Source organism: Rhizobium sp. CF080 (assembly GCF_000282095.2).
Lineage (GTDB): Bacteria > Pseudomonadota > Alphaproteobacteria > Rhizobiales > Rhizobiaceae > Neorhizobium.
In genome coordinates, this window is sequence record NZ_AKKC02000001.1 from 180,608 (window position 1) to 203,110 (window position 22,503).

Sequence of the window (22,503 nt, forward strand, 5' to 3'; positions counted from 1 at the left end):
AGACTGAAAGTATCCGCATGACCGCTCCTGGCTCGCTCTTTTCCCAAATGCTTCTTCTGCTTGCGGGCGCGGTGATCGCCGCCCCCCTGTTCAGGAAGCTCGGGCTCGGTACGGTGCTCGGCTATCTTGCCGCCGGCGTCGTCATCGGGCCGATCATGCAGCAGATCATAGAAACAGAAGAAGTGCTGCATTTTGCGGAATTCGGCGTGGTCTTCCTGCTGTTCGTCATTGGGCTCGAACTGAAACCCTCACGTCTGTGGCAGATGCGCGGCGACGTGTTCGGCCTCGGTCCGGCACAGGTGGTGATTTCGGGACTGGTACTGACCGGGCTTGCGCAACTGACGAACATGGCGGACTGGCGCGGCAGCCTGATCATCGGCTTCGGTCTTGCGCTGTCCTCGACCGCGTTTGCGCTGCAGATCCTCAACGACGACGGCGACATGAACAGCCGCTATGGCCAGCGATCCTTCTCGGTGCTGCTTTTCCAGGATCTCGCCATCGTGCCGCTTCTGGCGCTGATCACCATCCTGTCGCCGGGGACCACGGGGACAGAAGCGGCACCGCTCCTCGATTTCGCGGTCGCGGTCGGAGCCGTCGGCGCCATGGTGATTGCCGGTCGCTATCTTCTGACCCCGATGTTCCAGGTCATCGCCCGCGCCGGCGCCCGCGAGGTGATGATCGCCGCGGCCCTGCTGGTGGTGCTGGGATCGGCGGCTGCGATGCAGGCGGTCGGCCTGTCGATGGCGATGGGGGCCTTCCTGTCGGGCGTGATGCTTGCCGAATCCTCCTACCGGCACGAGCTGGAGGCGGATATCGAACCCTTCCGCGGCCTGCTTCTGGCGCTGTTCTTCATGGCGGTCGGCCTGTCGCTGGAAGTCCATGTCATTCTCGACAACATCTTCTTCATCCTGCCGGCGGTGCCGATCTTCATGGCCTTGAAGGCGCTGATCGTCTACGGGCTCTGCCGGCTTTGGGGTTCGCCGCACAATGATGCGGTGCGCATCGCCTTCCTGCTGCCGCAGGGCGGCGAATTCGGTTTCGTGCTGTTCACCACCGCAACAGCCGCCGGCCTGTTCTCGTCGGCCACCGCCTCGCTGCTGATCGCCGGCGTGACGCTTTCGATGGCGCTGACGCCGTTCGGAGCCGCCCTTTCCAAGCGGCTCCTCAACGGCGAGAGCCGCGAGGAACTGGAGGAGGATTTCGACGGTGCGGGCGCCGACGTGCTGATGATCGGGTTTTCGCGTTTCGGCCAGATCGCCGCGCAGATCCTGCTTGCCGGCGGCCGCGAAGTGACAGTCATCGACGATTCCGCCGACCGTATCCGCCAGGCGGCCTCCTTCGGTTTCCGCATCTATTTCGGTGACGGCACACGCCGCGACGTGCTGATCGCGTCGGGCATCGAGAAGGCAAAGATCGTCGCCGTTTCCACCCAGAAACGCGAGACGACCGACCAGATCGTCGATCTCATCCGCTCGGAATTCCCGGACGTGCGCCTCTATGTACGCTCCTACGACCGTATCCATTCTCTGTCGCTGCGGGATCGGAATGTCGAATACGAGCTGCGCGAGACCCTGGAATCCGGCCTGCTGTTCGGAAGAAAAACGCTGGAAGCGCTGGGTATGAGCGAAATCGACGCCCAGGAGATCGGCGACGACATCCGCCAGCGCGACGAGGAAAGGCTGCAGATCCAGGCCGTCCAGGGGCTCGGTGCCGGCCGGGAGATGCTGTTCAACAGCCCGGTCCGGCCGGAACCGCTGATCAAGCCGAAACGCGCGATGGTGGTCGACGACGAGATGAGCGCGGAGCCGGCCACGGCAGAGAACTGATCGGGCAGGCGAACTTCAGGCTTCGGCCGCCGCATGCAGCGCGTCGATGGCGCGCTTCAGCTCGTCCTTGACGTGCTCGGATTCATCGAGGATTTCGCGGGCCTTCAGGAAATCCAGAACCCGGAAACGGTTGACGGACGGCCGCAGGAAAATCTGCGGGGGATTGAGCTTCAGCTTGAGCGCGATGCTCGCCTGCATGGTGAGCTGGCTGGCGCCGAACAGGCTGTCGATACGGTTCGGCGCATGGGTGCCGTCGCCTTCCGGCGCGCCGACCACGTCGACGCCGATCACCACATCGGCAACGTCCATCAGCTGCTCGTAGGGGACGGGATTGAAGACACCGCCATCGATCATCACCCGGCCATTCACCCGGACCGGCATGAACAGGCCGGGAATGGCGGCCGAGGCGGCGATCGCGGTGCGCAGCTCGCCCTGCTCGAGGATCACTTCCGCCTGGCCGTAATAATCGGTGGCGGAGATCTTCATGGGAATTTCGAGCTCGGCGAAATCCTCCGGCACCTGCGGCGGCAGGAAGGCATCGAGGATGAGTTCGAGATTGAACTGGCCGAAGCGGAAGCCGCCGAGCTTGTCGCGCATGGTGGCGGGACCAAGTCCCCAAAGCTTGTTGAGAAGGGTGCCGCGGTGCCCGACGGTTTCCAGCGCATACTGGCGGATTTCGCGGCCGGTCATGCCCGACGCCATGCCGGCGCCGATGATCGCGCCGATCGAGGAGCCGGAAATCGCCACCGGACGTATCCCGAGTTCGTCCAGCGCCTCGATGACCTGGATATGCGAGAGGCCGCGTGCACCGCCACCACCGAGAGCGACGGCAAACGTCAGGCCGCCCTTGGCCTTGACGGCTTCGAGATCGGGAATTGCAAGCCTCGTATTCATTCCTCGGACCTCAGGCCGGCTGGTAGCGGAAAAAAGCCATGCGCGTATCGCCGAACGTCCGGCTCTCCAAAAATTTGAAGACGGCATCGACGGCAGGGGTTATGTCGGCCCGCTCCTCCAGAATGGCAAGGGCTCCGGGCGCAAGCCAGCCGCCCGCATGGGCCGAAAGCATGGCGCCCTCCCCCAGCCCCTGGCCATAGGGCGGATCGGCGAACAGGAAATGAAACGGCTCGATATTGTTGGCGACCCCAAGCTTGGTGGCATCGCGGCGCAGAATCCGCGCCCGGCCATGCAGGCCGAGACTGTCGATATTCTCCCACAGCAGCCCCCGGCCCTCGACGCCATTCTCGACGAAGAGCGCGCTTTTGCAGCCGCGCGACAGCGCCTCCAGCCCGACCGCGCCGGTGCCGGCGAAAAGATCGATCACCCGGCCGCCGTCCAGCGCCTGCGGATAGACGTGGCCGATGATGTTGAACAGGCTTTCGCGCGTCCGGTCGATGGTCGGCCGGATTTCATTTGTTTTGGGCGTGGCCAGAGACCGGCCGCGAAATTCACCACCGACAATCCGCACCGCGCATCACCCTCTCGGCGTGCGCGGCTTGCCGCCGGCCGGGCGTCCGCCCGAAGCGGGCCGGCCACCAGTCTTGCCCCCGGGCTTGCCACCACCACCCGCCGGTTTTCCACGGCTGCCGGAAGGCTTTCCGCCAAAGCTCTTGCCGCCGCCCGGTTTTCCGCCAAACGGCTTGCCGTTACGCGGCTTGTCGCCGAACGGCCGGTCGCCTGCAGGACGATCACCACGCGGCGGCCGATCCGAGAACGGCCGTTCGGAACGGCCCTCGCCGGCGGAGAAGGAGCGTGCGGGACGCTCGCCATCCTCGCGGGGCTTGCGATCACCGAAGGAACGCTCGCCGCGGGGTTTATCACCGAAAGAACGGTCGCCCCTCGGCTTGTCGCCGAACGGGCGGTCGCCGCGCGGACGCTCGGGGCGGCCTTCGGCGGAGAAGGTCCGTGCAGGACGATCACCATCGGCGCGCGGCTTGCGGTCGCCAAATGAGCGTTCGCCCCTGGGCTTGTCAGCAAACGGGCGGTCGCCTCTCGGCTTGTCGCCGAATGGACGATCGCTACGGGGTGGACGATCGCCGAAAGCACGATCGCCGCGCGGACGTTCCGCGCGTGCGTCGCCCGAGAAGGATTTGGTCCGCGGACGGTCGCCGGACGAGCGTTCACCTCTCGGCTTGTCACCGAAGGGACGATCACCGCGGGGCGGGCGATCACCAGAGGACCGCTTTTGGCCGAAATCGCCCTTTTCCTGTTTGTCGGGGCCATCGGCACGGATCCAGTCGCTGTCCTCTTCGGCGCGATTGACGATGACCGGCCGGTCGTTCTGCGGCGAGGGCTTCTTGAAAAGCTGTTCGGCCTCGGCACGGGCGGAGGATTTGCGCGTCTTGCTTTCGGTGGTCGGGCGGGCGCCCGGCGCCATCCAGACATTGGCGGTGCGGCTGGTGCCCATCGGAGGACGCTTCTTGGGGCGGTCCTCGTCCTCCTGGTCCCGGTTGCCGAACGGCTTTGCGCCACGCGGCTTGTCAGCAAACTTGCGGTCGTCGCGCCTGGTATCCGGGCGGCCGAGCGCCTTTTCGCGTCGGTCTTCCGGCTTTCCAGCGCGCGGGCGTTCAGTCTTCTCGGGCCTCGCCGCCCATTCCGAGCGCTCGGTGCGGGCAGGTTTCTCATCCTCTTCGGGAGCCGCCTCGGTATAGATCGGCGCGTCGAAATTCGCCTTGGATTCCTCGATCAGGCGTGGTCCGAGCTGGTCGCGCAGCATGCGACCGCGCACCTCGACCACCTGGCTTTCCGGCAGATCTCCCAGTTGGAACGGCCCATAGGAGATACGGATCAGGCGGTTGACCTCGAGGCCGAGCGCGCCGAGCACGTTCTTGATCTCGCGGTTCTTGCCTTCCCGAAGGCCCATGGTGATCCAGACATTGCTGCCCTGGGTGCGGTCGAGCGTCGCGTCGATCGAGCCGTAGAGCACGCCCTCGACGGCGATGCCCTCCTTCAGCTTGTCCAGTTCCTCCTGCTTGATCTCGCCATGGGCGCGGACGCGGTAACGGCGCAGCCAGCCGGTGGTCGGCAGTTCCAGCACTCGCGACAGGCCGCCATCGTTGGTCAGCAGCAGCAGGCCTTCAGTATTGATGTCGAGGCGGCCGATGGAGAGCACCCGCGGCAGACCTTCGGGCAGGTTGTCGAAGACGGTGGCGCGGCCTTCCGGATCGGAATTGGTGGTCACCAAGCCGGCCGGCTTGTGATAGAGCCAGAGACGGGTGCGCTCGATGCCGCGGATCGGCATGCCGTCAACTTCGATCTTGTCGGCCAGCGTGACGTTGACGACCGGCGTATCGAGAACCTTGCCGTTCAGGCTGACGCGGCCTTCCATGATCATCCGCTCGATATCGCGACGCGACGCGACGCCGACGCGGGCGAGGATCTTGGAAATGCGCTCGGGCTTGCCCTCGGCCTCCATGGTCTCCGGCGGAGGCGGCAGCTTACGGACGGGTTTTGCCGCCTTTTCAGCACCGGCTTTCGCCGCGAAACTCTTCTTGGGCCCAAGACCCTCCTTGGCGGAGAAACCCGCCTTGCCGCCGGCACCAGCCTTCGGAGCGGCTCTCGGTTTGGTTTCGCGAACGAAGGTCTTGCCTTCGCCGCGCTTCGGCTTGTCTTTGGAATTCATTTGTTGTTTGCCTGAAGCGTGATGTCTAACGGAGCGATCCGGACATTCTTGTTCGTGTTGACTGAGATGGATTCGTGCCCGCAGTCGGGCTTCCAGTTGGATGCTTCCTACCAGTTCACGCGATCCGGGTTAAGAGGAAATCGCCGAAATGCCTAATACCGATGGGTTCATGCACGCAGCACTCGCAGAAGCCAGGGACGCAGCCGCTCGCGGCGAGGTTCCGATCGGCGCCGTCCTGGTGCTTGACGGGGCGATCGTCGCCCGATCCGGAAACCGGACCCGCGCCGAAAACGACGTCACTGCCCATGCCGAAATCGCCGTCATCCGAGATGCTTCGGCCGCACTTGGACAGGAACGACTGTCGGGTGCAGACCTCTACGTGACGCTCGAACCATGCACCATGTGCGCGGCGGCGATCTCGTTTGCGCGCATCCGGCGGCTCTACTACGGCGCGGAGGATCCCAAGGGCGGAGCGGTCGACAACGGCGTGCGCTTCTTCGCCCAACCGACCTGCCATCATGCGCCGGAGGTCTATTCCGGCCTCGGCGAAACCGAGGCAGCGATCCTGCTCACCGGTTTCTTCAAATCGAAAAGAGAGAGTTGAGCAGCTGACTTAGAAGAGCTTCCACCACTCGCTGCCCTTCTTGGCAGCCTCAGCTTGCGCCTTGCGACGCTTTTCCTTCTGGGTTTCGGGCTCGCCGACATCCGTCAGCGCAGCGGCATCCGCCGAGCGGAATTCCGCCGGCGGCTCGGAGAGCGAACGACGGCGGCCGGTAACGGTGACGGTTTCAGCATCTGCCTTGGCCTTGCGGAAGGCTTCCCATTTTTCGGTCTCGGTCATCTGGCCGCCCTGACCACTGCCCGCCAGTAGCGGCGAGCGGTAGGTGGGATCGTTCTCGTGAGCATCCGCCTCTTCACGCATGCGCTTGCGGGTTTCTTCCGGAGATTCAACCCAGTTGGGGTTGCTCTCGCGGCTCGCAAGCGACTGCTGCGGCGCCGGCAGCGCCTGTTCCTGCCCCTTGGCGACAACCAGCGACGGACGAGGATTGTATTTCAGGCCCGCTTTCGCTTCGGCACTCTTGCCACCCAGCGACACGGATTGCCCGATATCGTCGGTCAGCTGTTCCATGGCGGTCTTGTCGGTGCCGTAGGTCGGGCCACCGATGCAGCCCGAAAGGGTCAATGTCGAGGCGAGAATGCCGGCCACACCCAGGCCGACACGAAACGCATATGTCGCTTTCATCAAAACCCTTCCAGCAGCGCCCGTCCTGACGCCTCAGACATAACTAAACGCCTAATGGCCAGAAAATCCGGCCAATTTCAGGCAGATTTACCGGATGATTGCTCAAAGCGCAATCATCCGGCGATTTCAGGCGTCAAAGCCGGCCGAGAGCGGCCAGTTCGCGCAACGCGGCCGCGTCACGGGCCGACACATCCGGATAGGCAGGATCTGAGCCGACATCGGTCGTCACCCGCCACGAACGGGCACATTTGATGCCTTCGGCGAGTTTCGGATCGACGGCGACGCCCTGCACTTCCGGCAGGCGGAAGGCGCTTTCAGGGCCTTCACCCGAAACGATGGCGATTCCCGAGGTGATGCAGGTCTCTTCGAAATCCTGGCCTTCCAGCGCTTTCATCAGCTCCGGGTCGTTGACATAAACGACCGGTGCGGCCTCCAGCGAAGAGCCGATCCGCTTGTCCTTGCGTTCGATCTCGAGCGCGCCTGTAACAACCGAGCGCACCTTGCGGATCTGCGCCCACTTCTCGGCAACCGCCTCGTTCCTCCACTCGGTGGGAACCGTCGGGAACTGTTCGAGATGCACCGAAACCGCGTCCGGGTTGCGCGACAGCCACGATTCTTCGGTGGTGAACGGCAGCATGGGCGCAAGCCAGGTCACCGTGCATTCGAAGATCTTGCGGATGACGGCGAGAGCGGCACGGCGGCGCAGCGAGGACGGCGCGTCGCAATAAAGCGCGTCCTTGCGGATGTCGAAATAGAAGGCCGACAGTTCGATATTGGAGAAGTCGATCAGCGCCCGGGCGATCTTCTTGAACTCGAAAGCATCATAACCCTCGCGCACGAGCTTATCGAGCTCGGCGAGACGGTGCAGCATCAGCTTTTCGAGTTCCGGCAGATCGGCATAGGCGATCTCCTCGCCCTCGTCATGGGCGAGCGTGCCGAGCATCCAGCGGATCGTGTTACGCAACTTGCGGTACGCATCAACATTGGTCTGGATGATGGTCTTGCCGAGGCGCTGGTCTTCCCAATAGTCGGTCGTCATCACCCAGAGGCGGAGGATATCGGCGCCGGCATCCTTCATGACGTCCTGCGGCGCCACGACATTGCCGAGCGACTTCGACATCTTCTGGCCCTTCTCATCCATGGTGAAGCCATGGGTGACGACCGTGTCATAGGGCGCCCGGCCGCGGGTGGCGGCGGATTCCAGAAGCGAGGAATGGAACCAGCCGCGATGCTGGTCGGAGCCTTCGAGATAGACGTCGGCCGGCCATTTCAGGTCCGGGCGGTCTTCGAGCGTGAAGGTGTGGGTGGAACCGCTATCGAACCAGACATCGAGGATGTCCATCACCTGGGTCCAGCCTTCATTGGCACGGGAGCCGAGGAAGCGCTCGCGCGCGCCTTCGGCGAACCAGGCATCGGCACCTTCGAGATCGAAGGCTTCGAGGATGCGCTTGTTGACCGCTTCGTCCTGAAGGATCTCGCCCTCTTCGTCAACGAAGACGCAGATCGGCACGCCCCAGGCGCGCTGACGGGACAGCACCCAGTCCGGGCGCTGTTCGATCATGGCGCGCAGGCGGTTCTGGCCGGCTGATGGCACGAAGCGGGTGTCGTCGATCGCCTGCAGGGCACGCGAGCGCAGCGTCGTGCCATCCGCCAGCGCCTTGTCCATATAGACGAACCACTGCGGCGTGTTGCGGAAGATGATCGGCTTCTTCGACCGCCAGGAATGCGGATACTGATGCTTCAAGCGGCCGCGGGCAAACAGCGCGTTGCGCTCGATCAGCGCCTTGATGACGCGATCGTTGGCATCGCCCTTCTTACCGTTGTCGTCCATGACGCGGGCGCCCTCGAAACCGGGGGCGTCGGCCGTGTAGGCGCCAGCGTCGTCGACCGGGAACGGGATCTTCGTCTCGATGCCGCGCGCTTCCAGCTCACGGGCGTGATGCGTCCAGGCCTCGAAGTCCTCGCGGCCGTGGCTGGGTGCGGTGTGGACGAAACCGGTACCGGCATCGTCGGTGACGTGGTCGCCGGCGAGGAGGGGGACAGCGAAATCATAGCCGCCGCCGAGACCCTTGAGGGGATGGGCGCAGGTGATCGCCGACATCTCGCCGGCTGAGACGTCACGTAGACGCTTGAAGACGAGCTTAGCTTTGGCAGCGGATTCTTCGGCAAGCTTGTCGGCAAAGATCAGCTTTTCGCCCGGACGCGGGCCGAAGTCGTTGGCGGCTTCGGTCACCTCGTAAAGGCCGTAGGAGATTTTTGGAGAGTAGGAGATCGCACGGTTGCCAGGGATGGTCCAAGGGGTGGTCGTCCAGATCACGACATAGCTAGCAAGCAAATCCGCAAAGTCGGCCTCGACATCCGCAGGCTCAGAAGCTTCACCCTCTTCCTTGAGGATTTCCGCGATAGCAACAACCTGATCGGCATAGCCTTCACGGCGAATATCCACGACCGGGAACTTCACCCAGATCGTGTCGCTCTCATAATCGTGGTACTCGACCTCGGCCTCAGCCAGCGCGGTGCGTTCGACGACCGACCACATGATCGGCTTCGAGCCGCGATAGAGCTGACCGCTCTGGGCGATCTTCAGCAGTTCGCCGGCGATGCGGCTCTCCGCGTGAAAATTCATCGTCAGGTACGGGTTTTCAAAATCGCCGACGATCCCGAGGCGCTTGAATTCCTCCGCCTGGACCTTGATCCAGCCGGCGGCGAATTCGCGGCATTCCTGGCGGAACTCGTTGACCGGAACCTCGTCCTTGTTCTTGCCCTTCTCGCGGTATTTTTCCTCGATCTTCCATTCGATCGGAAGACCGTGGCAATCCCAGCCCGGAACATAGTTCGAGTCGTAGCCGCGCATCTGGAACGAGCGGGTGATGACGTCCTTCAGGATCTTGTTCAGCGCGTGGCCGATATGGATGTTGCCGTTGGCATAGGGCGGGCCGTCATGCAGCACGAATTTTTCGCGGCCAGCGGCGGAGGCGCGAAGCTTTTTGTAGAGGTCCATCTGCTGCCAGCGGGCAACCAGTTCCGGCTCCTTCTGCGGCAGGCCGGCGCGCATCGGGAAATCGGTTTCGGGCAGATAGAGGGTCTTCGAATAGTCGAGCTTTTCGGCGGTATCTGTCATGGATTAAGCAATCGTCCTGGCGCCGCGACGGGGCGCATCTCGATGAAAATTCGCTGGCGGAAGGCGCTTTGAAAAACGCCGAAAACCCGGACCTTCCCGCTCGCTCTCAAGCCGCGCGGAAGGCCGGGCCGATAATTCGAATGATCTGAGCCAGCCGGAATTCTTTCATAATGCGGTTCCTTAAGGGTTTTTGCGGCGGAAAGGAAGGGGCAAAACCAAGATGTTGTTCTGGACTCCCGAACTGGCGAGGGCTATATCTGACTAGCTGACTAGTCGGAGATTTTCATGTCGGGCAAGCCAACCGTTCAGGATAGTAGCTGGAAGCTAGAAGACGCCAAGGCACGCTTCAGCGAGGTGGTCAGGCGCGCGCATAGCGAAGGCCCGCAGCGCGTAACGGTGCGAGGGCGCGACAGCGTCGTCGTCATCAGCACGGAGGAGCTGGAGAGGCTGACCAAAGCCGCCCCTAAGAAACCCTTCCTGGAATTCATGGAAGGCCTGGGGCTGGACAGACTAGACCTCGAACGGGAAGCGGATCGTGGCCGGGATATCGACCTGTGATCGGCTGGCTGCTGGATACCAATGTCATCGCCGCCCTGATCAATACGAACGGGGCACCCTCCGTCAAACGCTGGGCCGCCGGGCAAGATGAAGGCAGTTTCTTCATCAGCATCCTGACCTTGGCAGAATACGACAAGGGCATCGAAAACCTGCCGCCGGAAGACGAAAACCGCTATCGCTATGCTGCCGCCCGTGATGCACTCGAAGACAGGTTTGCCGGCCGGACCCTTTCCGTCAGTGACGCGATCGCCAGGCGGTGGGGCGCGATATCCGGAAAGGTGAAGCAGGCGACCGGCCATGCGCCGCCGGTGATCGATACGATTTTTGCCGCGACCGCGATCGAGCACAATCTTTATCTCGCCACCCGCAACGTGAAGGATACTCGCACGTCAGGCGCTGCGATCTTCGATCCGTGGCAGGACGATCCCGAGCGGTTTCCGCTGAGCCGCCGCTAACCCCTCAAAACGCGATCTTGGCGTCCACTTCGCCAAGCGGCTTCACACCGGAAAGCAACGCCCGCGCCTCTTCCTCGTCGCGCTTGATCTGGGCGACCAGCGGATCCAGCCCGTCGAATTTCAGCTCGTCGCGCAGGTGGCCGAAGAAGGAGACGGAACAGGTCTCGCCGTAGAGGCTGCCGGAGAAATCGAAGAGGTAGGTTTCCAGAAGCGGCGCGCCGTTCTCGATCACCGTCGGGCGGCGGCCGTAGCTGGCGACGCCGTCGAAAAGCGTGCCGTCGGGGCGGCGGAAGCGCACGGCGTAGATGCCGGCCTTCAGTTCGGCTTCGGGGGGAAGCTGCATGTTGGCTGTCGGGAAGCCGAGCTGGCGGCCGAGCTTTTCGCCGCCGATCACTTCTGCCTCGACCGTGTAGCGATATCCGAGCAGGCCGGCCGCGGCGGCGACATCGCCTTCCGCCAGCAGGTCGCGGATCCGGCTCGACGAGATCACTTCGGCATTCTCGTCGCGGAAGGCGTCCACCAACTGGACATTAAAATCATGCTTGGCGCCTGACGCCATCAGGAAGGCCGGTCCGCCTTCCCTGCCCTTGCCGAAATGGAAATCGAAGCCGGTGACGACGGCGCTGGCGGAAAGCCAATCGACAAGGATGGTCTGGATGAACTCTTCCGCCGAGCGGGTCGCAAACTCGCGGGTGAAAGGATATTCGATCACCGAGCGGAAGCCCATGGCCTCGAGCAGGCGAGCCTTGAGCGGCGCCGGCGTCAGGCGGAAGACCGGTTCCTCCGCGCGAAAAACGGTGCGCGGATGCGGCTCGAAGGTCAGCACAAGGGCGGGTACGCCGCGCTCTTCGGCAAGTGCCAGCGCGCGCTCGAGCACGCTGCGATGGCCACGATGGACGCCGTCGAAATTGCCGATGGCGATGACGCCGCCCTTCAGTTCCTCGGGCAGCGGTTCCTTCTTCTCGTTGCGGTGGAAGACAGTCATGCGGCGGGTTCCGGTTCAGGCCGAATTCAGGCCCAGGGGCTATGCGAGGCGCGGCATCCAGTATTTCGGCGCGGCATTTTCCCGCTTCAGCCAGGCATTGAGGATCGCCTCGTCGGTCTGGCCGTTGACGGTGTATTCCGCGACATGGATGCCTGCGCTGATATAGAGCAGGTCGAGGCCGTATGCGAGCGCGCCGCGCACGTCGGTCGGCATGCCGTCGCCGATCGCCAGAACCCGGCTCATCGGGAAATCGCCGCGCACCTCGCGGGCAGCGGCAATCGTCGCCTCGTAGATCGGCCGATGCGGCTTGCCGGCGACGCGGGTCTTGCCGCCGAGATCTTCGTAATAGGCCGCGACCGCGCCGGCGCAAGGAATGATCTTGTGGCCGCGCTCGACGACGAGATCCGGGTTGGCGCAGATGAAGGGCACGTCGCGCTTGGCAAAGGCGGTCAGCATGTCGGTATAGTCTTCCGGCACTTCCTTCTCGTCGTCGAAGAAACCGGTGCAGACGATGCATTCGGCCTCGTCGGCCGAGACCACCTCGACGCCGAGCCCGTCGAACAGGTTCAGGTCGCGGTCGGGACCGATCAGGAAGACCTTTTTCGGACCGTCGACGATCAGATGCTGGGTCACATCGCCTGACGTAACGATCCGGTCGTAGGTGCCGTCGGGAACGCCGAGCACCTTCATCTGCTGGATGACGCCGGGTGCCGTGCGCGGCGAATTGGTGATCAGTACCACCGTGGCGCCGGCCTCGCGCGCCTCGGCGAGCGCCTTGCAGGAATGCTGGAAGGCTTCGACGCCATTGTGAACGACGCCCCAGACGTCCGACAGAACCACGTCGTATTCGCCGATCACTTCGCTCAGATTGCCGATGCGCTTTGCCATGTCTTCTTCCCGTCTCGCAAGCCCCGGGGTCACATGGCAAACCCCTGGAAAGATTACAAGAGATATTCGGGGGAAAAGCCGACGACGTCCGATCGCGGTGCACGCAGGCCACTTTTTGCGTCGCACCATGTTGTTATTGCATCTGCTAAATGGTTTATTGCCCGCGGGGCTGGCTCACTCAACGAGGGAGCCGATGATGAAAAGAATCGACCAGCTTGAAGGCCTGCGCGGCCTGCTCGCCATCTGGGTCGTCGTGGTCCACCTGCTGCCGGCTTCCGGAATAGAACCGGAAGGGTTCGGGCCATTCCAGGTGCTCTTCAACGAGAAAATCCGGGTGCAAATCTTCTGCATCATGAGCGGCTTCGTCATCTTCATGATGATGTCGTCGACGCGGGAAGGCTATGGCACCTACCTCACGCGCCGGCTGAAGCGCATCTATCCGGCCTATATGCTGGCGTTCGTGCTGTCGATCCTTACCGCCGGCATCGCCTACCAGGCATTGGTGACCGCTGATTTCGAAAGCGTGCGAAATGTCGGCCGACTGAAGATCCTGGATCAGAGCTTCCTCAACTGGCCCTATCACGTGCTCGCCCATGCGACCCTGCTGCACGGTGTCATTCCGGAACAATGGCTGCCGCTCGGTTCCTACGCCTTTCTCGGGCAGGGCTGGAATATTTCCACGGAATTCCAGTTCTACGTGATCGCGCCGATCGCCTTTTTCTTCCTGCACCAGCCGCTCAAATGGCTGCGGGCTGTTTTCGTCGTCGCCTGCCTCGCCGCCTGGTATCTCTTCCGGCACTGGCCGAACGGCTCGCTGCTCAGCTACTACGCGATCTATTTCACCATCGGCATCGCCAGCTATTACGTCTGGAAGCGTCGGTGGGACAACCGGACGCTCGTCAATCCGGTGACCGTGATTGTCGCCGCGATCCTTGCCGGTCTCTTCGACCTTGCGATCGGCGGCTGGGTGTTCGTGTTCGGTTATGCCGTGCTCATCCGCGACCAGGCCCGCCAAAAGGACCCGGTCACCCGTTTCCTCGAACAGCCGCCGATGATGTTTCTCGGCACGATTTCCTATTCGCTTTACCTGCTGCACATGATCCCGCTTTACGGCTGGATGTACGCGCTGAACGGCCAGGGCCTCAGCCAGCCGGTCTATTTCGCAAGCCTTGCGGTGCTGACATTTACGACCGCCATACCGCTTTCGCTGGTCAGCCAGAGATATATGGAAAACGTGTTCTACAAATCGAAGACCCACCGCCTGCCGGAAAAACAGCTGGCAACGGCGAACGAGGCAACCGCCGTGCCCCGTCCCTAGATCGCAACCGCCAACCGGACGGCAAGGCCCACGACCGCGCTGACGGCGAGGACCGGCACCATGCCGATCTTCATGCGGAAAAGCAGGAAGGCCGAGACGACGAAGAGCAGGAAGGCGAGCGGGTCGAGGGTCATCCAGACCGGCCAGAAAAGCCTGAGACCGGCTGCCGGCCAGAGGGAGATTTGCTCGACCTCGTGGAAAAGGACGTGCAGGCCGAACCAGATGGCGAGGTTGAGGATGACGCCGACGACCGCGGCAGTGATCGCCGACAGCGCTGCCGACAGAACCGGGTTGCCGCGCAGCCGCTCGATATAGGGCGCTCCGGCGAAGATCCAGATGAAGCTCGGCACGAAGGTCGCCCAGGCGACCAGCAGCGCGCCGATCACGCCGCCGGTGACCGGCCCGAGACCGGCGGCCTCGCGGAAACCGACCAGGAAACCGACGAAGGAAAGGACCAGAACGAGCGGTCCCGGCGTCGTTTCGGCAAGCGCCAGCCCGTCCAGCATTTCCCCGGGCTTCAGCCAGCCGTAATCCTCGACCGCCACCTGCGCCACATAGGCAAGCACCGCATAGGCACCGCCGAACGTCACCATCGCCATCTTGGAGAAGAAGGTGAACATGGCGGCAAGACCTTCAGGCGCGGAGAAAATCCACAGCACGAGAAGCGGAAGCTGCCAGACGGCGATCCAGAGGATTAGCGTGGCGATGGCCGCCACTGGCGCCGGCCGCTTCGGCAGGTCTATCACTTCGGAACCGGTGCTCGCCCCCCGGCCTCCCCTGCGAGCCGCGACGAAACCGGCAAGTCCGGCCAAGAGCACGACGAGCGGAAATGGCAGGCCGAAGAAGAACAGCGCGATGAAGGCCGCCGCCGCGATGCCGACCAGGAGGCTGCTCTTCAGCGTCTTGCGGCTGAGGCGGATCACCGCTTCGACGACGATCGCCAGCACCGCCGCCTTGAGGCCGAAGAACAGGCCAGTCAGCCAGCTCGTATCCTGATAGAGGGCGTAAGCCGTCGAAAGGGCTATGATGACCGCCAGCCCCGGAAGCACGAAAAGAAGGCCGGCGATGATGCCGCCCCGCACCCCGAACATCAGCCAGCCGATATAGGTGGCCAGCTGCTGTGCTTCCGGTCCCGGCAGAAGCATGCAGTAGTTCAGGGCATGCAGGAAACGCTCTTCCGAAAGCCAGCGTCTTTCTTCCACCAGGGTCCGATGCATCATGCCGATCTGGCCGGCGGGGCCGCCGAAACTCAAGACCCCGATCCGGCCGAACACCGCCGTCAGTTCGCGGAGCGAGGGCGTCGCCGCAATCTCGTCCTTTACCGCCCGATCCATCACTGCCTCACGCTCTCCCGCCACGGGCCACCCAGTCGTGCTTTTCGTCCGTGGCGTCACGCGCCCACCGATACAGCGCGTCGTAGATCAGCATTCCCTGCTCGAGCTGCTCCAGATCGCTGGCATACATGCGCGACAGGCCGAGCGATATGGCCAGAAGCCCCGCCGCCTGCGGTTCGAGATCCAGCCGGTCGGTGTCAGCGCCACGAACAATCCTTGCCACTTTGTTCAAGGCCGGCAGGGACAGCGCGAATTCCTCGACCATGACGTCGAAGCTGCAGAGTTCTCCGCGATGGCTCCAGAACACGCCTTCGATATCGAACGGCGTCGCGCCGAACCGCTCGGCGACGGCTTCGACCTCGGGGGCCGCGACGAAGAGAAAGACCGCGCCCGGATCCACGAAGCGACGGATGAGCCAGGGACAGGCGATCCGGTCGATCTTCGGCCTGGCGCGGGTGACCCAGAGCGTCGCACCGTCGGTGTTGCGCGCAGGGAGCTTCTCGACAGGCAGGAGTGGTAGTCCGAGGTCACGCCAGCCTTCGAAGCCTCCTTCGAGTATTTCGGCTTCGGCACCGGCAAGGCGCAGATAGGCCGCAACACCCTCGCTCAGCTTGCGGCCCTTCTGACAGAGTACAACGACCCAGCGGCCGCGGAAGGCTGCCGCCCAACCGGCCACATCGGCATGATCCCTTTTCAGCGAGGCCGGCAGCAGGAAAGGGCTTTCGGCAAAATCTTCCGTCGTGCGAACGTCGATGATGACGGGCGCCTTGGGCGTGCCGATGAGACGGGCCAGTTTTTCACAGGAAATCGCGTTGAAATTCGCCATGTTACGTCCCCTCTATGAGGCATATGTGAAAACCATATGAAGGACGCGAACTTCGGCATGGCGCCTCGTGGGGCATTCGCAGACCCCATGCTTCTGTTAAACGAAATCCTGGAAATCAAGTCAAGGTCGCAATGCGAATTCGCCTGATGCTCCAGGTGTGAACACCGGCAATTGCCATGGTTCTGCGCGTGCCTCAAACACCTTTCCCGAAGCCCGCGCCTTTCTTCCACCAAAGTCCGGTGCAACATGCCGACCTGCCCGGAGGGGTTGCCGAAACGGAAAACCCCGATGTGGCCGAAGACGGCCGTCAGTTCGCCAAGCGCAGGCGTAAACCCAGCATCCGTATCGTTAAGCGTATTTCCTATGAGGTTCCGAGCCGTCTCGAAAATTTTACGGCCGTTCTTGACTCATCCGCCGGGCACCCTTATCTCGACGCGGCTGGCACTCTCCAACAGGGAGTGCTAACAGCACCGAGATACGGGTTTCCACCCGTCCATGTCATTTGATCGAGGGATTAGACAATGGCAAGCACCAATTTCCGCCCCCTTCACGACCGCGTCGTTGTTCGTCGCGTCGAATCCGAAGCCAAGACCAAGGGCGGCATCATCATTCCTGACACCGCCAAGGAAAAGCCGCAGGAAGGCGAAATCGTCGCCGTCGGCACCGGCACCCGCGACGACAAGGGCAACATCACCGCTCTCGACGTCAAGGCTGGCGATCGCGTCCTGTTCGGCAAGTGGTCGGGCACCGAAGTCAAGCTCGATGGCGAAGACCTTCTGATCATGAAGGAATCCGACATCATGGGCATCATCGGCTGATCTACGGCCGGTTGCTCTTCATTCGAAATCGCTGACACCCCTTTTCAGGAGTTATCAAAATGGCAGCCAAAGAAATCAAGTTCGGCCGCACCGCGCGCGAAAAGATGCTGCGCGGCGTCGACATTCTCGCTGACGCAGTCAAGGTAACGCTCGGCCCGAAGGGCCGCAACGTCATCATCGACAAGTCCTTCGGCGCTCCGCGCATCACCAAGGACGGCGTATCGGTCGCCAAGGAAATCGAACTTGACGACAAGTTCGAAAACATGGGCGCCCAGATGGTCCGCGAAGTTGCTTCGAAGACCAACGACATCGCCGGCGACGGTACCACGACTGCTACCGTTCTTGCCCAGGCGATCGTTCGCGAAGGCAACAAGGCCGTTGCAGCCGGCATGAACCCGATGGACCTGAAGCGCGGCATCGATCTCGCCGTTGCCGACGTCGTCAAGGATCTCCAGGCCAAGGCCAAGAAGATCTCGACCTCGGAAGAAGTCGCACAGGTCGGCACGATCTCCGCAAACGGCGACAAGCAGGTCGGTCTCGACATTGCTGAAGCCATGCAGAAGGTCGGCAACGAAGGCGTCATCACGGTTGAAGAAGCCAAGACCGCCGAAACCGAACTCGAAGTCGTCGAAGGCATGCAGTTCGACCGCGGCTACCTGTCGCCCTACTTCGTCACCAACCCGGAAAAGATGGTCGCCGACCTCGACGACGCTTTCATTCTCCTCCACGAGAAGAAGCTCTCGAACCTGCAGGCGATGCTCCCGGTTCTCGAAGCCGTCGTTCAGACCGGCAAGCCGCTCCTCATCATCGCTGAAGACGTCGAAGGCGAAGCTCTTGCAACGCTCGTCGTCAACAAGCTGCGTGGCGGCCTCAAGATCGCTGCCGTCAAGGCTCCGGGCTTCGGCGACCGCCGCAAGGCCATGCTCGAAGACATCGCCATCCTGACGGGCGGCACTGTCATCTCCGAAGACCTCGGCATCAAGCTCGAAAATGTCACGCTCGACATGCTCGGCCGTTCCAAGAAGGTCTCGATCTCCAAGGAAAACACCACGATCGTTGACGGTGCCGGCGCCAAGTCCGACATCGAAGGCCGCGTTGGTCAGATCAAGGCTCAGATCGAAGAAACCACTTCCGACTACGACCGCGAAAAGCTGCAGGAACGTCTTGCCAAGCTCGCTGGCGGCGTTGCCGTGATCCGCGTCGGCGGTTCGACGGAAGTCGAAGTCAAGGAAAAGAAGGATCGCATCGACGACGCTCTCAACGCGACGCGCGCTGCCGTTCAGGAAGGCATCGTACCGGGCGGCGGCGTTGCCCTGCTGCGCTCTTCCACGAAGATCGCTGCAAAGGGTGCCAACGACGACCAGGAAGCCGGCATCAACATCGTTCGCCGCGCTCTCCAGTCGCTGGTTCGCCAGATCGCTGAAAACGCTGGTGACGAAGCTTCGATCGTGGTCGGCAAGATCCTCGAAAAGAACGAAGACAACTACGGCTACAACGCCCAGACGTCTGAATATGGCGACATGATCACCATGGGCATCGTCGACCCGCTCAAGGTCGTTCGCACGGCCCTGCAGAACGCAGCTTCGGTTGCTTCGCTGCTGATCACCACCGAAGCCATGATCGCCGAACTTCCGAAGAAGGAATCGGCTGGCGGCGGCATGCCGGGCGGCATGGGCGGAATGGGCGGAATGGACATGATGTAAGACCTTCGGGTCTCACATCTGAGCCAACCGGTTCAGTTCGGAAAGGGCGGTCTTCGGACCGCCCTTTTTGCTTGTCTAAGGATCGAGCACGGCTGACAAAGACTCAGACCGCAATTACAGTCGCGCCATGAGTTTCTTCGAGAGCCTGCTCGTCCTGCTGCTTGTCGCGATCGTGCTTTTGCAGATTTCGCGCCGGCTTTCCGTGCCCTATCCGTCGATGCTGGCGCTGGCGGGTGCCGCCGTCGCGCTGGTGCCGGGCATGCCCTATATCTCGCTCGACCCGCACACCGCGCTGGCGCTGTTCATCGCGCCGGCGCTGCTGGATGCCGCCTTTGATTTTCCGATCGGGATCGCCCGGCGGTTCTGGGTGCCGTTGCTCGTCTTTGCGATCGGTGGCGTCTTCGCGACCGCGGCTGTCGTCGCCTTTGCCGGATGGGCGTTTGCCGGATTGCCGATTGCGGCCGCACTCGTGCTCGGTGCGATCGTTGCCCCGCCCGATGCCGCCGCTGCGACGGCCGTGCTGTCATCGATGTCGATCCCGCGCACCACCGATACCGTGCTGCGCGGTGAGAGCCTGTTCAACGACGCCGCGGCACTGCTGATCTTCGACGCGGCGCTGTCGGTGCAATCGGCCGGCAGTCTTGATACAGGTGTGGCTCTGCATCTTTCCCTCGCGGTTCCAGGCGGTATCCTGCTCGGCATCCTCGCCGCCTGGGTCGTCCGGCATCTCATGCGGTTCGTTGCCGGCACGCTCGGTGGCATCCTCCTGCAGTTCGTGCAGACCTTCCTTCTGTGGATCCTCGCCGAACGCCTCGGCCTGTCGGCCGTGCTCGCCATCGTCGCCTTCGCGATGACGCTTGCGAGAAGCAGCGAAGCGCGCTCCTCGGCGCGCATGCGGGTGCAGTCCTATGCGGTCTGGACCGCCGTCGTGTTCGTGCTCAACGTCATGGCCTTCCTGCTGATGGGCATGCAGGTTCGCGACATCGTCGGCGGAATGCCGGCCGATCACCTATGGGATGCGGCGCTGTTTTCGATGATCACCATCGTGATCGTCGTCGCGGTGCGTTTTATCGTCTGCATTGGCTACAACCGCCTCACCGCCTGGCATGAACGCAGCCGTGGCAGGCCCGAACCTGCAACGATGACGCAGGCGCTGCTGGCCGGCTGGTGCGGCATGCGCGGCCTGGTGACGCTCGCGACCGCCTTCGCCCTGCCGATGGATTTCCCGCAACGCGACGTGGTGGTGCTGACGGCTTTTTCGGTGGTTCTCGCAACCCTCGTCGTTCAAGGCCTGACGCTGACCCCGATCATCCGGTGGCTCGGCCTCGATCGTCGCGCAGAAGGACATGGCGAACTCGCCGTCCTGCGCGGCAAGATCGCGCTCGCCGGCCTTTCGAAACTGGACGGCGCAACCGAAGTGGAAGCCGAACTGCTGCGCTCCAAGTTCCGCATCGAGCAGCAGGCCTCTTCAACGGCTGAGGATGCGAACGCCCTCGCTACCTACCGGCGGCTGGCATTGCAGGCGATCGCAGCGCAACGAGACGAGTTGGAAAAGCTCCGCTCGGTCCACAAGGTCAATGTCGACGAATACAATCTGCTGCTCGAAGAGATCGACTGGCGGGAACTTTCGGTCTTGCCGGAAGACGCGCGCCGGATCGAAGAGAGCTGATCTCATATTCCAACAAACCGGCCTTTCCGACCTTCCGCATCGGCAATTCACAATTCCGAGATTGCCGCGTATTCAATCGAATACCCTCCGCATCTGAGAGGAATTCCTTAGAAAGTTTCTGCGACTTTACGCACGCCTGAAGTCGGGGAACAATCATGACATCGCAGCGTATCACGCGATCCGAACTCCTGAATGCGCTGAGTTATGCGCTCGACCTGACCGAGGGCCAGCCGGCGGGCCACGGTATCCGCTGCGCCTGGATCGGCATGCATATCGGCCGCGAGATTGGCATCCCGGCCGAAGAGCTCACCGATCTTTATTACACGCTGCTTTTGAAGGACATCGGCTGCAGCAGCAATGCCGCCCGCATCTGCAACCTGTTCCTCACCGACGACATCGAGTTCAAGCGGGGTATCAAGACCGTCAACGAGAGCCTGCCGCAGGTGCTGCGCTTCGTGCTGTCCCATACGGGCATGAAGGCCGGGCTCGCCGAGCGTTTTCGCGCCCTGATCACCACCTTCAAGGAATCCGGCACCATCGCCCGGGAACTCGTCGAGATCCGCTGCCAGCGCGGTGCCGATATCGTGCGGCGCATGCGCTTTTCCGAGGCGGTCGCAACCGGCATTCTCGACCTCGACGAACACTGGAACGGCAAGGGCCAGCCCACCGGCCTGAAAGGCGAGGCCATCTCGCTTTACGCCCGGATCGCGCTGATCACCCAGGTGGCGGACGTCTTCCATACCAGTGCGGGGTCGGAAAGCGCCCGGCGCGAAGTCATCCGGCGGGCGGGGACCTGGTTCGATCCGGCATTGGTCGCCGCGTTCAAAAAGGTTTCGGCCCGTCCCGATTTCTGGGCAGCACTTGCAGCCCCGGATCTCGCCGAACGACTGGCGACGAGCTTCGGTGACGACGGTGCCTATCTGGTCGACGACGACTATCTCGACGATGTCGCGGCCGCCTTCGCGGATGTGGTCGACTCCAAGAGCCCGTTTACCGCCGGCCACAGCCGTCGCGTCGCCTTGTTCACCGACATGATCGCCGAAGAGCTGGGCATGCCGGAGGAAGAGCGCCGGTATCTGAGGCGTGCGGCACTTCTGCACGACATCGGCAAGCTCGGCGTTTCCAACCAGATTCTCGACAAGCCGGGCAAGTTGGACGACGCGGAATTTGCCGTCGTTCGCAGCCATCCCGGCCTCGGCGAGGATATTCTCTCGAAAATCTCCGCGTTCCAGGAGCTCGCAAGGCTCGCGGGCGCGCATCACGAAAGGCTCGACGGGCGGGGATATCCCCGCGGCCTCATCGGCGAGGCGATCTGCCCGCTGACCCGGATCCTGACCACCGCCGACATTTTCGACGCACTGACGGCAGACCGGCCCTACCGGGCCGCGATGCCGGTATCGAAAGCACTTGATATCATGAAGCAGGACATCGGCACGGCGATCGATGCCGGGTGTCATGCAGCACTTTGCCGGGCGCTTGTGAAGGTCGAGCAGGCGGCGGCATAAACGATCGTCTTCTTTTATCGAACAAACCGTCAATCATTGTTCATCTTCCGGATACGGGCAAAATGAGACACATAGGGTCTCAGAGAATTCAACCGCGTGTCCAATCAAGGGCACTGATCCGGAGACCCAAAATGTCCACCACCACCACCAATTCCCTGCTTCTCATCGGCCGCGTCCTTCTGTCCGGCATGTTCGTCATGTCCGGCTTCCAGAAGCTCGTCGATCCCTCGGGCACCGCCGGGATGATCACCGGCGCCGGCCTTCCCGCCGCCACGCTGCTCGCCTATGTCGCGGGCCTCTTCGAACTCGCTACCGGCCTTGCCGTGCTGACCGGCTTTCAGACGCGCATCGCAGCGCTGCTGCTGGCTGCCTTCTCGGCTTTCACCGCGTTCGTCTTCCATTCGGGCGCCATCAACGTCCCGGGCTTCCCGGAGGCCGCCAACGGCCTGCTGACGCTCTTTAACAGCCTGATGATGATGAAAAACCTGACGATTGCCGGTGGTTTCCTGGCTCTCGCCGCCGTCGGCGCCGGTGCGTTTTCGATCGACGCCCGCCGCGGTTCTGTCGCAATCGCTGCCTAAGCTTTCTAAATTCCCTGCCCAAGACTGCCCGCCGGACGTAAAAGTCCGGCGGGC

The 22,503-nt window shown here is 62.7% G+C and carries 20 protein-coding genes; 11 read left to right on the plus strand and 9 right to left on the minus strand.

Features of this window, described 5'->3' with window-relative positions; all coding sequences use genetic code 11:
* Positions 1-17: 17 nt before the first annotated feature.
* A complete protein-coding gene (locus PMI07_RS00890) occupies positions 18-1,826 on the plus strand; it encodes a monovalent cation:proton antiporter-2 (CPA2) family protein (RefSeq protein ID WP_007756859.1) in 1,809 nt (602 codons plus the stop codon).
* A gap of 15 nt (positions 1,827-1,841) precedes the next feature.
* Here PMI07_RS00890 and PMI07_RS00895 read toward each other — a convergent pair whose 3' ends face one another.
* Genes PMI07_RS00895 through PMI07_RS00905 form a run of 3 tightly spaced genes read right to left on the minus strand, consistent with a single transcriptional unit; the run spans position 1,842 to position 5,445 of the window.
* On the minus strand, positions 1,842-2,720 hold the full coding sequence (locus PMI07_RS00895) for a patatin-like phospholipase family protein (RefSeq protein ID WP_007756858.1): 879 nt from the start codon (positions 2,718-2,720) through the stop codon (positions 1,842-1,844).
* A gap of 10 nt (positions 2,721-2,730) precedes the next feature.
* A complete protein-coding gene (gene rsmD, locus PMI07_RS00900) occupies positions 2,731-3,291 on the minus strand; it encodes a 16S rRNA (guanine(966)-N(2))-methyltransferase RsmD (RefSeq protein ID WP_007756857.1) in 561 nt (186 codons plus the stop codon).
* 6 nt (positions 3,292-3,297) lie between these two features.
* Positions 3,298-5,445, minus strand: a complete 2,148-nt coding sequence (locus PMI07_RS00905; RefSeq protein ID WP_024163452.1) for a pseudouridine synthase — start codon at positions 5,443-5,445, stop codon at positions 3,298-3,300.
* Between the two features lie 148 nt (positions 5,446-5,593).
* Between PMI07_RS00905 and PMI07_RS00910 the strand changes: the two genes are divergently transcribed.
* Entirely contained in the window at positions 5,594-6,049 is a 456-nt protein-coding gene (locus PMI07_RS00910) for a nucleoside deaminase (RefSeq protein WP_007771035.1), read from the plus strand.
* Positions 6,050-6,058: 9 nt separating this feature from the next.
* On the opposite strand, the gene PMI07_RS00915 is transcribed toward PMI07_RS00910, so the two are convergent.
* Together PMI07_RS00915 and ileS are read right to left on the minus strand one after the other, a co-directional pair.
* Positions 6,059-6,688, minus strand: coding sequence for a hypothetical protein (locus tag PMI07_RS00915; RefSeq protein WP_007771032.1), 630 nt, complete (start codon positions 6,686-6,688; stop codon positions 6,059-6,061).
* 133 nt (positions 6,689-6,821) lie between these two features.
* Complete coding sequence (gene ileS / locus PMI07_RS00920) at positions 6,822-9,809, minus strand: isoleucine--tRNA ligase (RefSeq protein WP_007771030.1); 2,988 nt, start codon at positions 9,807-9,809, stop codon at positions 6,822-6,824.
* A 285-nt stretch (positions 9,810-10,094) separates the two neighbouring features.
* Between ileS and PMI07_RS00925 the strand changes: the two genes are divergently transcribed.
* Together PMI07_RS00925 and PMI07_RS00930 are read left to right on the plus strand one after the other, a co-directional pair.
* Positions 10,095-10,367, plus strand: coding sequence for a type II toxin-antitoxin system Phd/YefM family antitoxin (locus tag PMI07_RS00925; protein ID WP_007771028.1), 273 nt, complete (start codon positions 10,095-10,097; stop codon positions 10,365-10,367).
* Positions 10,364-10,822, plus strand: a complete 459-nt coding sequence (locus PMI07_RS00930) for a type II toxin-antitoxin system VapC family toxin (protein ID WP_007771026.1) — start codon at positions 10,364-10,366, stop codon at positions 10,820-10,822. Before PMI07_RS00925 ends, PMI07_RS00930 begins: the two co-directional genes overlap by 4 nt.
* A 4-nt stretch (positions 10,823-10,826) precedes the next feature.
* On the opposite strand, the gene PMI07_RS00935 is transcribed toward PMI07_RS00930, so the two are convergent.
* Together PMI07_RS00935 and PMI07_RS00940 are read right to left on the minus strand one after the other, a co-directional pair.
* Entirely contained in the window at positions 10,827-11,807 is a 981-nt protein-coding gene (locus PMI07_RS00935; RefSeq protein ID WP_007771024.1) for a bifunctional riboflavin kinase/FAD synthetase, read from the minus strand.
* Between the two features lie 39 nt (positions 11,808-11,846).
* Entirely contained in the window at positions 11,847-12,695 is an 849-nt protein-coding gene (locus PMI07_RS00940; protein WP_007771022.1) for a TIGR01459 family HAD-type hydrolase, read from the minus strand.
* A 196-nt stretch (positions 12,696-12,891) separates the two neighbouring features.
* Between PMI07_RS00940 and PMI07_RS00945 the strand changes: the two genes are divergently transcribed.
* Positions 12,892-14,013 (plus strand): acyltransferase, encoded by a 1,122-nt coding sequence (locus PMI07_RS00945; RefSeq protein WP_024163453.1) that lies wholly within the window; start codon positions 12,892-12,894, stop codon positions 14,011-14,013.
* Here PMI07_RS00945 and chrA read toward each other — a convergent pair.
* Together chrA and PMI07_RS00955 are read right to left on the minus strand one after the other, a co-directional pair.
* Entirely contained in the window at positions 14,010-15,347 is a 1,338-nt protein-coding gene (gene chrA / locus PMI07_RS00950) for a chromate efflux transporter (RefSeq protein ID WP_024163454.1), read from the minus strand. The genes PMI07_RS00945 and chrA overlap by 4 nt on opposite strands.
* Before the next feature lie 7 nt (positions 15,348-15,354).
* A complete protein-coding gene (locus PMI07_RS00955; RefSeq protein ID WP_007752579.1) occupies positions 15,355-16,173 on the minus strand; it encodes a sulfurtransferase/chromate resistance protein in 819 nt (272 codons plus the stop codon).
* Between the two features lie 176 nt (positions 16,174-16,349).
* Between PMI07_RS00955 and PMI07_RS34685 the strand changes: the two genes are divergently transcribed.
* The 6 genes from PMI07_RS34685 to PMI07_RS00980 all read left to right on the plus strand — a co-directional run bounded on the left by PMI07_RS34685 (position 16,350) and on the right by PMI07_RS00980 (position 22,449).
* Positions 16,350-16,679, plus strand: coding sequence for a hypothetical protein (locus PMI07_RS34685; RefSeq protein WP_155956349.1), 330 nt, complete (start codon positions 16,350-16,352; stop codon positions 16,677-16,679).
* 15 nt (positions 16,680-16,694) lie between these two features.
* A complete protein-coding gene (gene groES / locus PMI07_RS00960; protein ID WP_007752582.1) occupies positions 16,695-16,991 on the plus strand; it encodes a co-chaperone GroES in 297 nt (98 codons plus the stop codon).
* A 59-nt stretch (positions 16,992-17,050) separates the two neighbouring features.
* Positions 17,051-18,694, plus strand: a complete 1,644-nt coding sequence (gene groL / locus PMI07_RS00965; protein ID WP_007752585.1) for a chaperonin GroEL — start codon at positions 17,051-17,053, stop codon at positions 18,692-18,694.
* 127 nt (positions 18,695-18,821) lie between these two features.
* The gene (locus PMI07_RS00970) at positions 18,822-20,363 is read left to right on the plus strand and encodes a cation:proton antiporter (RefSeq protein ID WP_024163455.1); all 1,542 of its coding nucleotides are present in this window, start codon (positions 18,822-18,824) and stop codon (positions 20,361-20,363) included.
* Positions 20,364-20,518: 155 nt separating this feature from the next.
* Positions 20,519-21,868 carry an HD-GYP domain-containing protein gene (locus tag PMI07_RS00975; protein ID WP_007770367.1) on the plus strand — a complete coding sequence of 450 codons (1,350 nt, stop codon included), beginning with the start codon at positions 20,519-20,521 and terminating at the stop codon, positions 21,866-21,868.
* A gap of 131 nt (positions 21,869-21,999) precedes the next feature.
* Complete coding sequence (locus PMI07_RS00980; protein ID WP_007770365.1) at positions 22,000-22,449, plus strand: DoxX family protein; 450 nt, start codon at positions 22,000-22,002, stop codon at positions 22,447-22,449.
* Positions 22,450-22,503 lie beyond the last annotated feature (54 nt).

Excerpts from the sequence above, each read along its gene's own strand:
- PMI07_RS34685 (WP_155956349.1), top strand. The coding sequence starts at position 16,350 with ATGGTTCTGCGCGTGCCTCAAACACCTTTCCCGAAGCCCGCGCCTTTC.
- PMI07_RS00905 (WP_024163452.1), bottom strand. The coding sequence starts at position 5,445 with ATGAATTCCAAAGACAAGCCGAAGCGCGGCGAAGGCAAGACCTTCGTT.
- groES (WP_007752582.1), top strand. The coding sequence starts at position 16,695 with ATGGCAAGCACCAATTTCCGCCCCCTTCACGACCGCGTCGTTGTTCGT.
- groL (WP_007752585.1), top strand. The coding sequence starts at position 17,051 with ATGGCAGCCAAAGAAATCAAGTTCGGCCGCACCGCGCGCGAAAAGATG.
- PMI07_RS00925 (WP_007771028.1), top strand. The coding sequence starts at position 10,095 with ATGTCGGGCAAGCCAACCGTTCAGGATAGTAGCTGGAAGCTAGAAGAC.
- chrA (WP_024163454.1), bottom strand. The coding sequence starts at position 15,347 with ATGGATCGGGCGGTAAAGGACGAGATTGCGGCGACGCCCTCGCTCCGC.
- PMI07_RS00970 (WP_024163455.1), top strand. The coding sequence starts at position 18,822 with ATGAGTTTCTTCGAGAGCCTGCTCGTCCTGCTGCTTGTCGCGATCGTG.
- ileS (WP_007771030.1), bottom strand. The coding sequence starts at position 9,809 with ATGACAGATACCGCCGAAAAGCTCGACTATTCGAAGACCCTCTATCTG.
- PMI07_RS00890 (WP_007756859.1), top strand. The coding sequence starts at position 18 with ATGACCGCTCCTGGCTCGCTCTTTTCCCAAATGCTTCTTCTGCTTGCG.
- PMI07_RS00915 (WP_007771032.1), bottom strand. The coding sequence starts at position 6,688 with ATGAAAGCGACATATGCGTTTCGTGTCGGCCTGGGTGTGGCCGGCATT.
- PMI07_RS00975 (WP_007770367.1), top strand. The coding sequence starts at position 20,519 with ATGACATCGCAGCGTATCACGCGATCCGAACTCCTGAATGCGCTGAGT.
- PMI07_RS00910 (WP_007771035.1), top strand. The coding sequence starts at position 5,594 with ATGCCTAATACCGATGGGTTCATGCACGCAGCACTCGCAGAAGCCAGG.
- PMI07_RS00945 (WP_024163453.1), top strand. The coding sequence starts at position 12,892 with ATGAAAAGAATCGACCAGCTTGAAGGCCTGCGCGGCCTGCTCGCCATC.
- PMI07_RS00980 (WP_007770365.1), top strand. The coding sequence starts at position 22,000 with ATGTCCACCACCACCACCAATTCCCTGCTTCTCATCGGCCGCGTCCTT.
- PMI07_RS00940 (WP_007771022.1), bottom strand. The coding sequence starts at position 12,695 with ATGGCAAAGCGCATCGGCAATCTGAGCGAAGTGATCGGCGAATACGAC.
- PMI07_RS00955 (WP_007752579.1), bottom strand. The coding sequence starts at position 16,173 with ATGGCGAATTTCAACGCGATTTCCTGTGAAAAACTGGCCCGTCTCATC.
- PMI07_RS00935 (WP_007771024.1), bottom strand. The coding sequence starts at position 11,807 with ATGACTGTCTTCCACCGCAACGAGAAGAAGGAACCGCTGCCCGAGGAA.
- PMI07_RS00895 (WP_007756858.1), bottom strand. The coding sequence starts at position 2,720 with ATGAATACGAGGCTTGCAATTCCCGATCTCGAAGCCGTCAAGGCCAAG.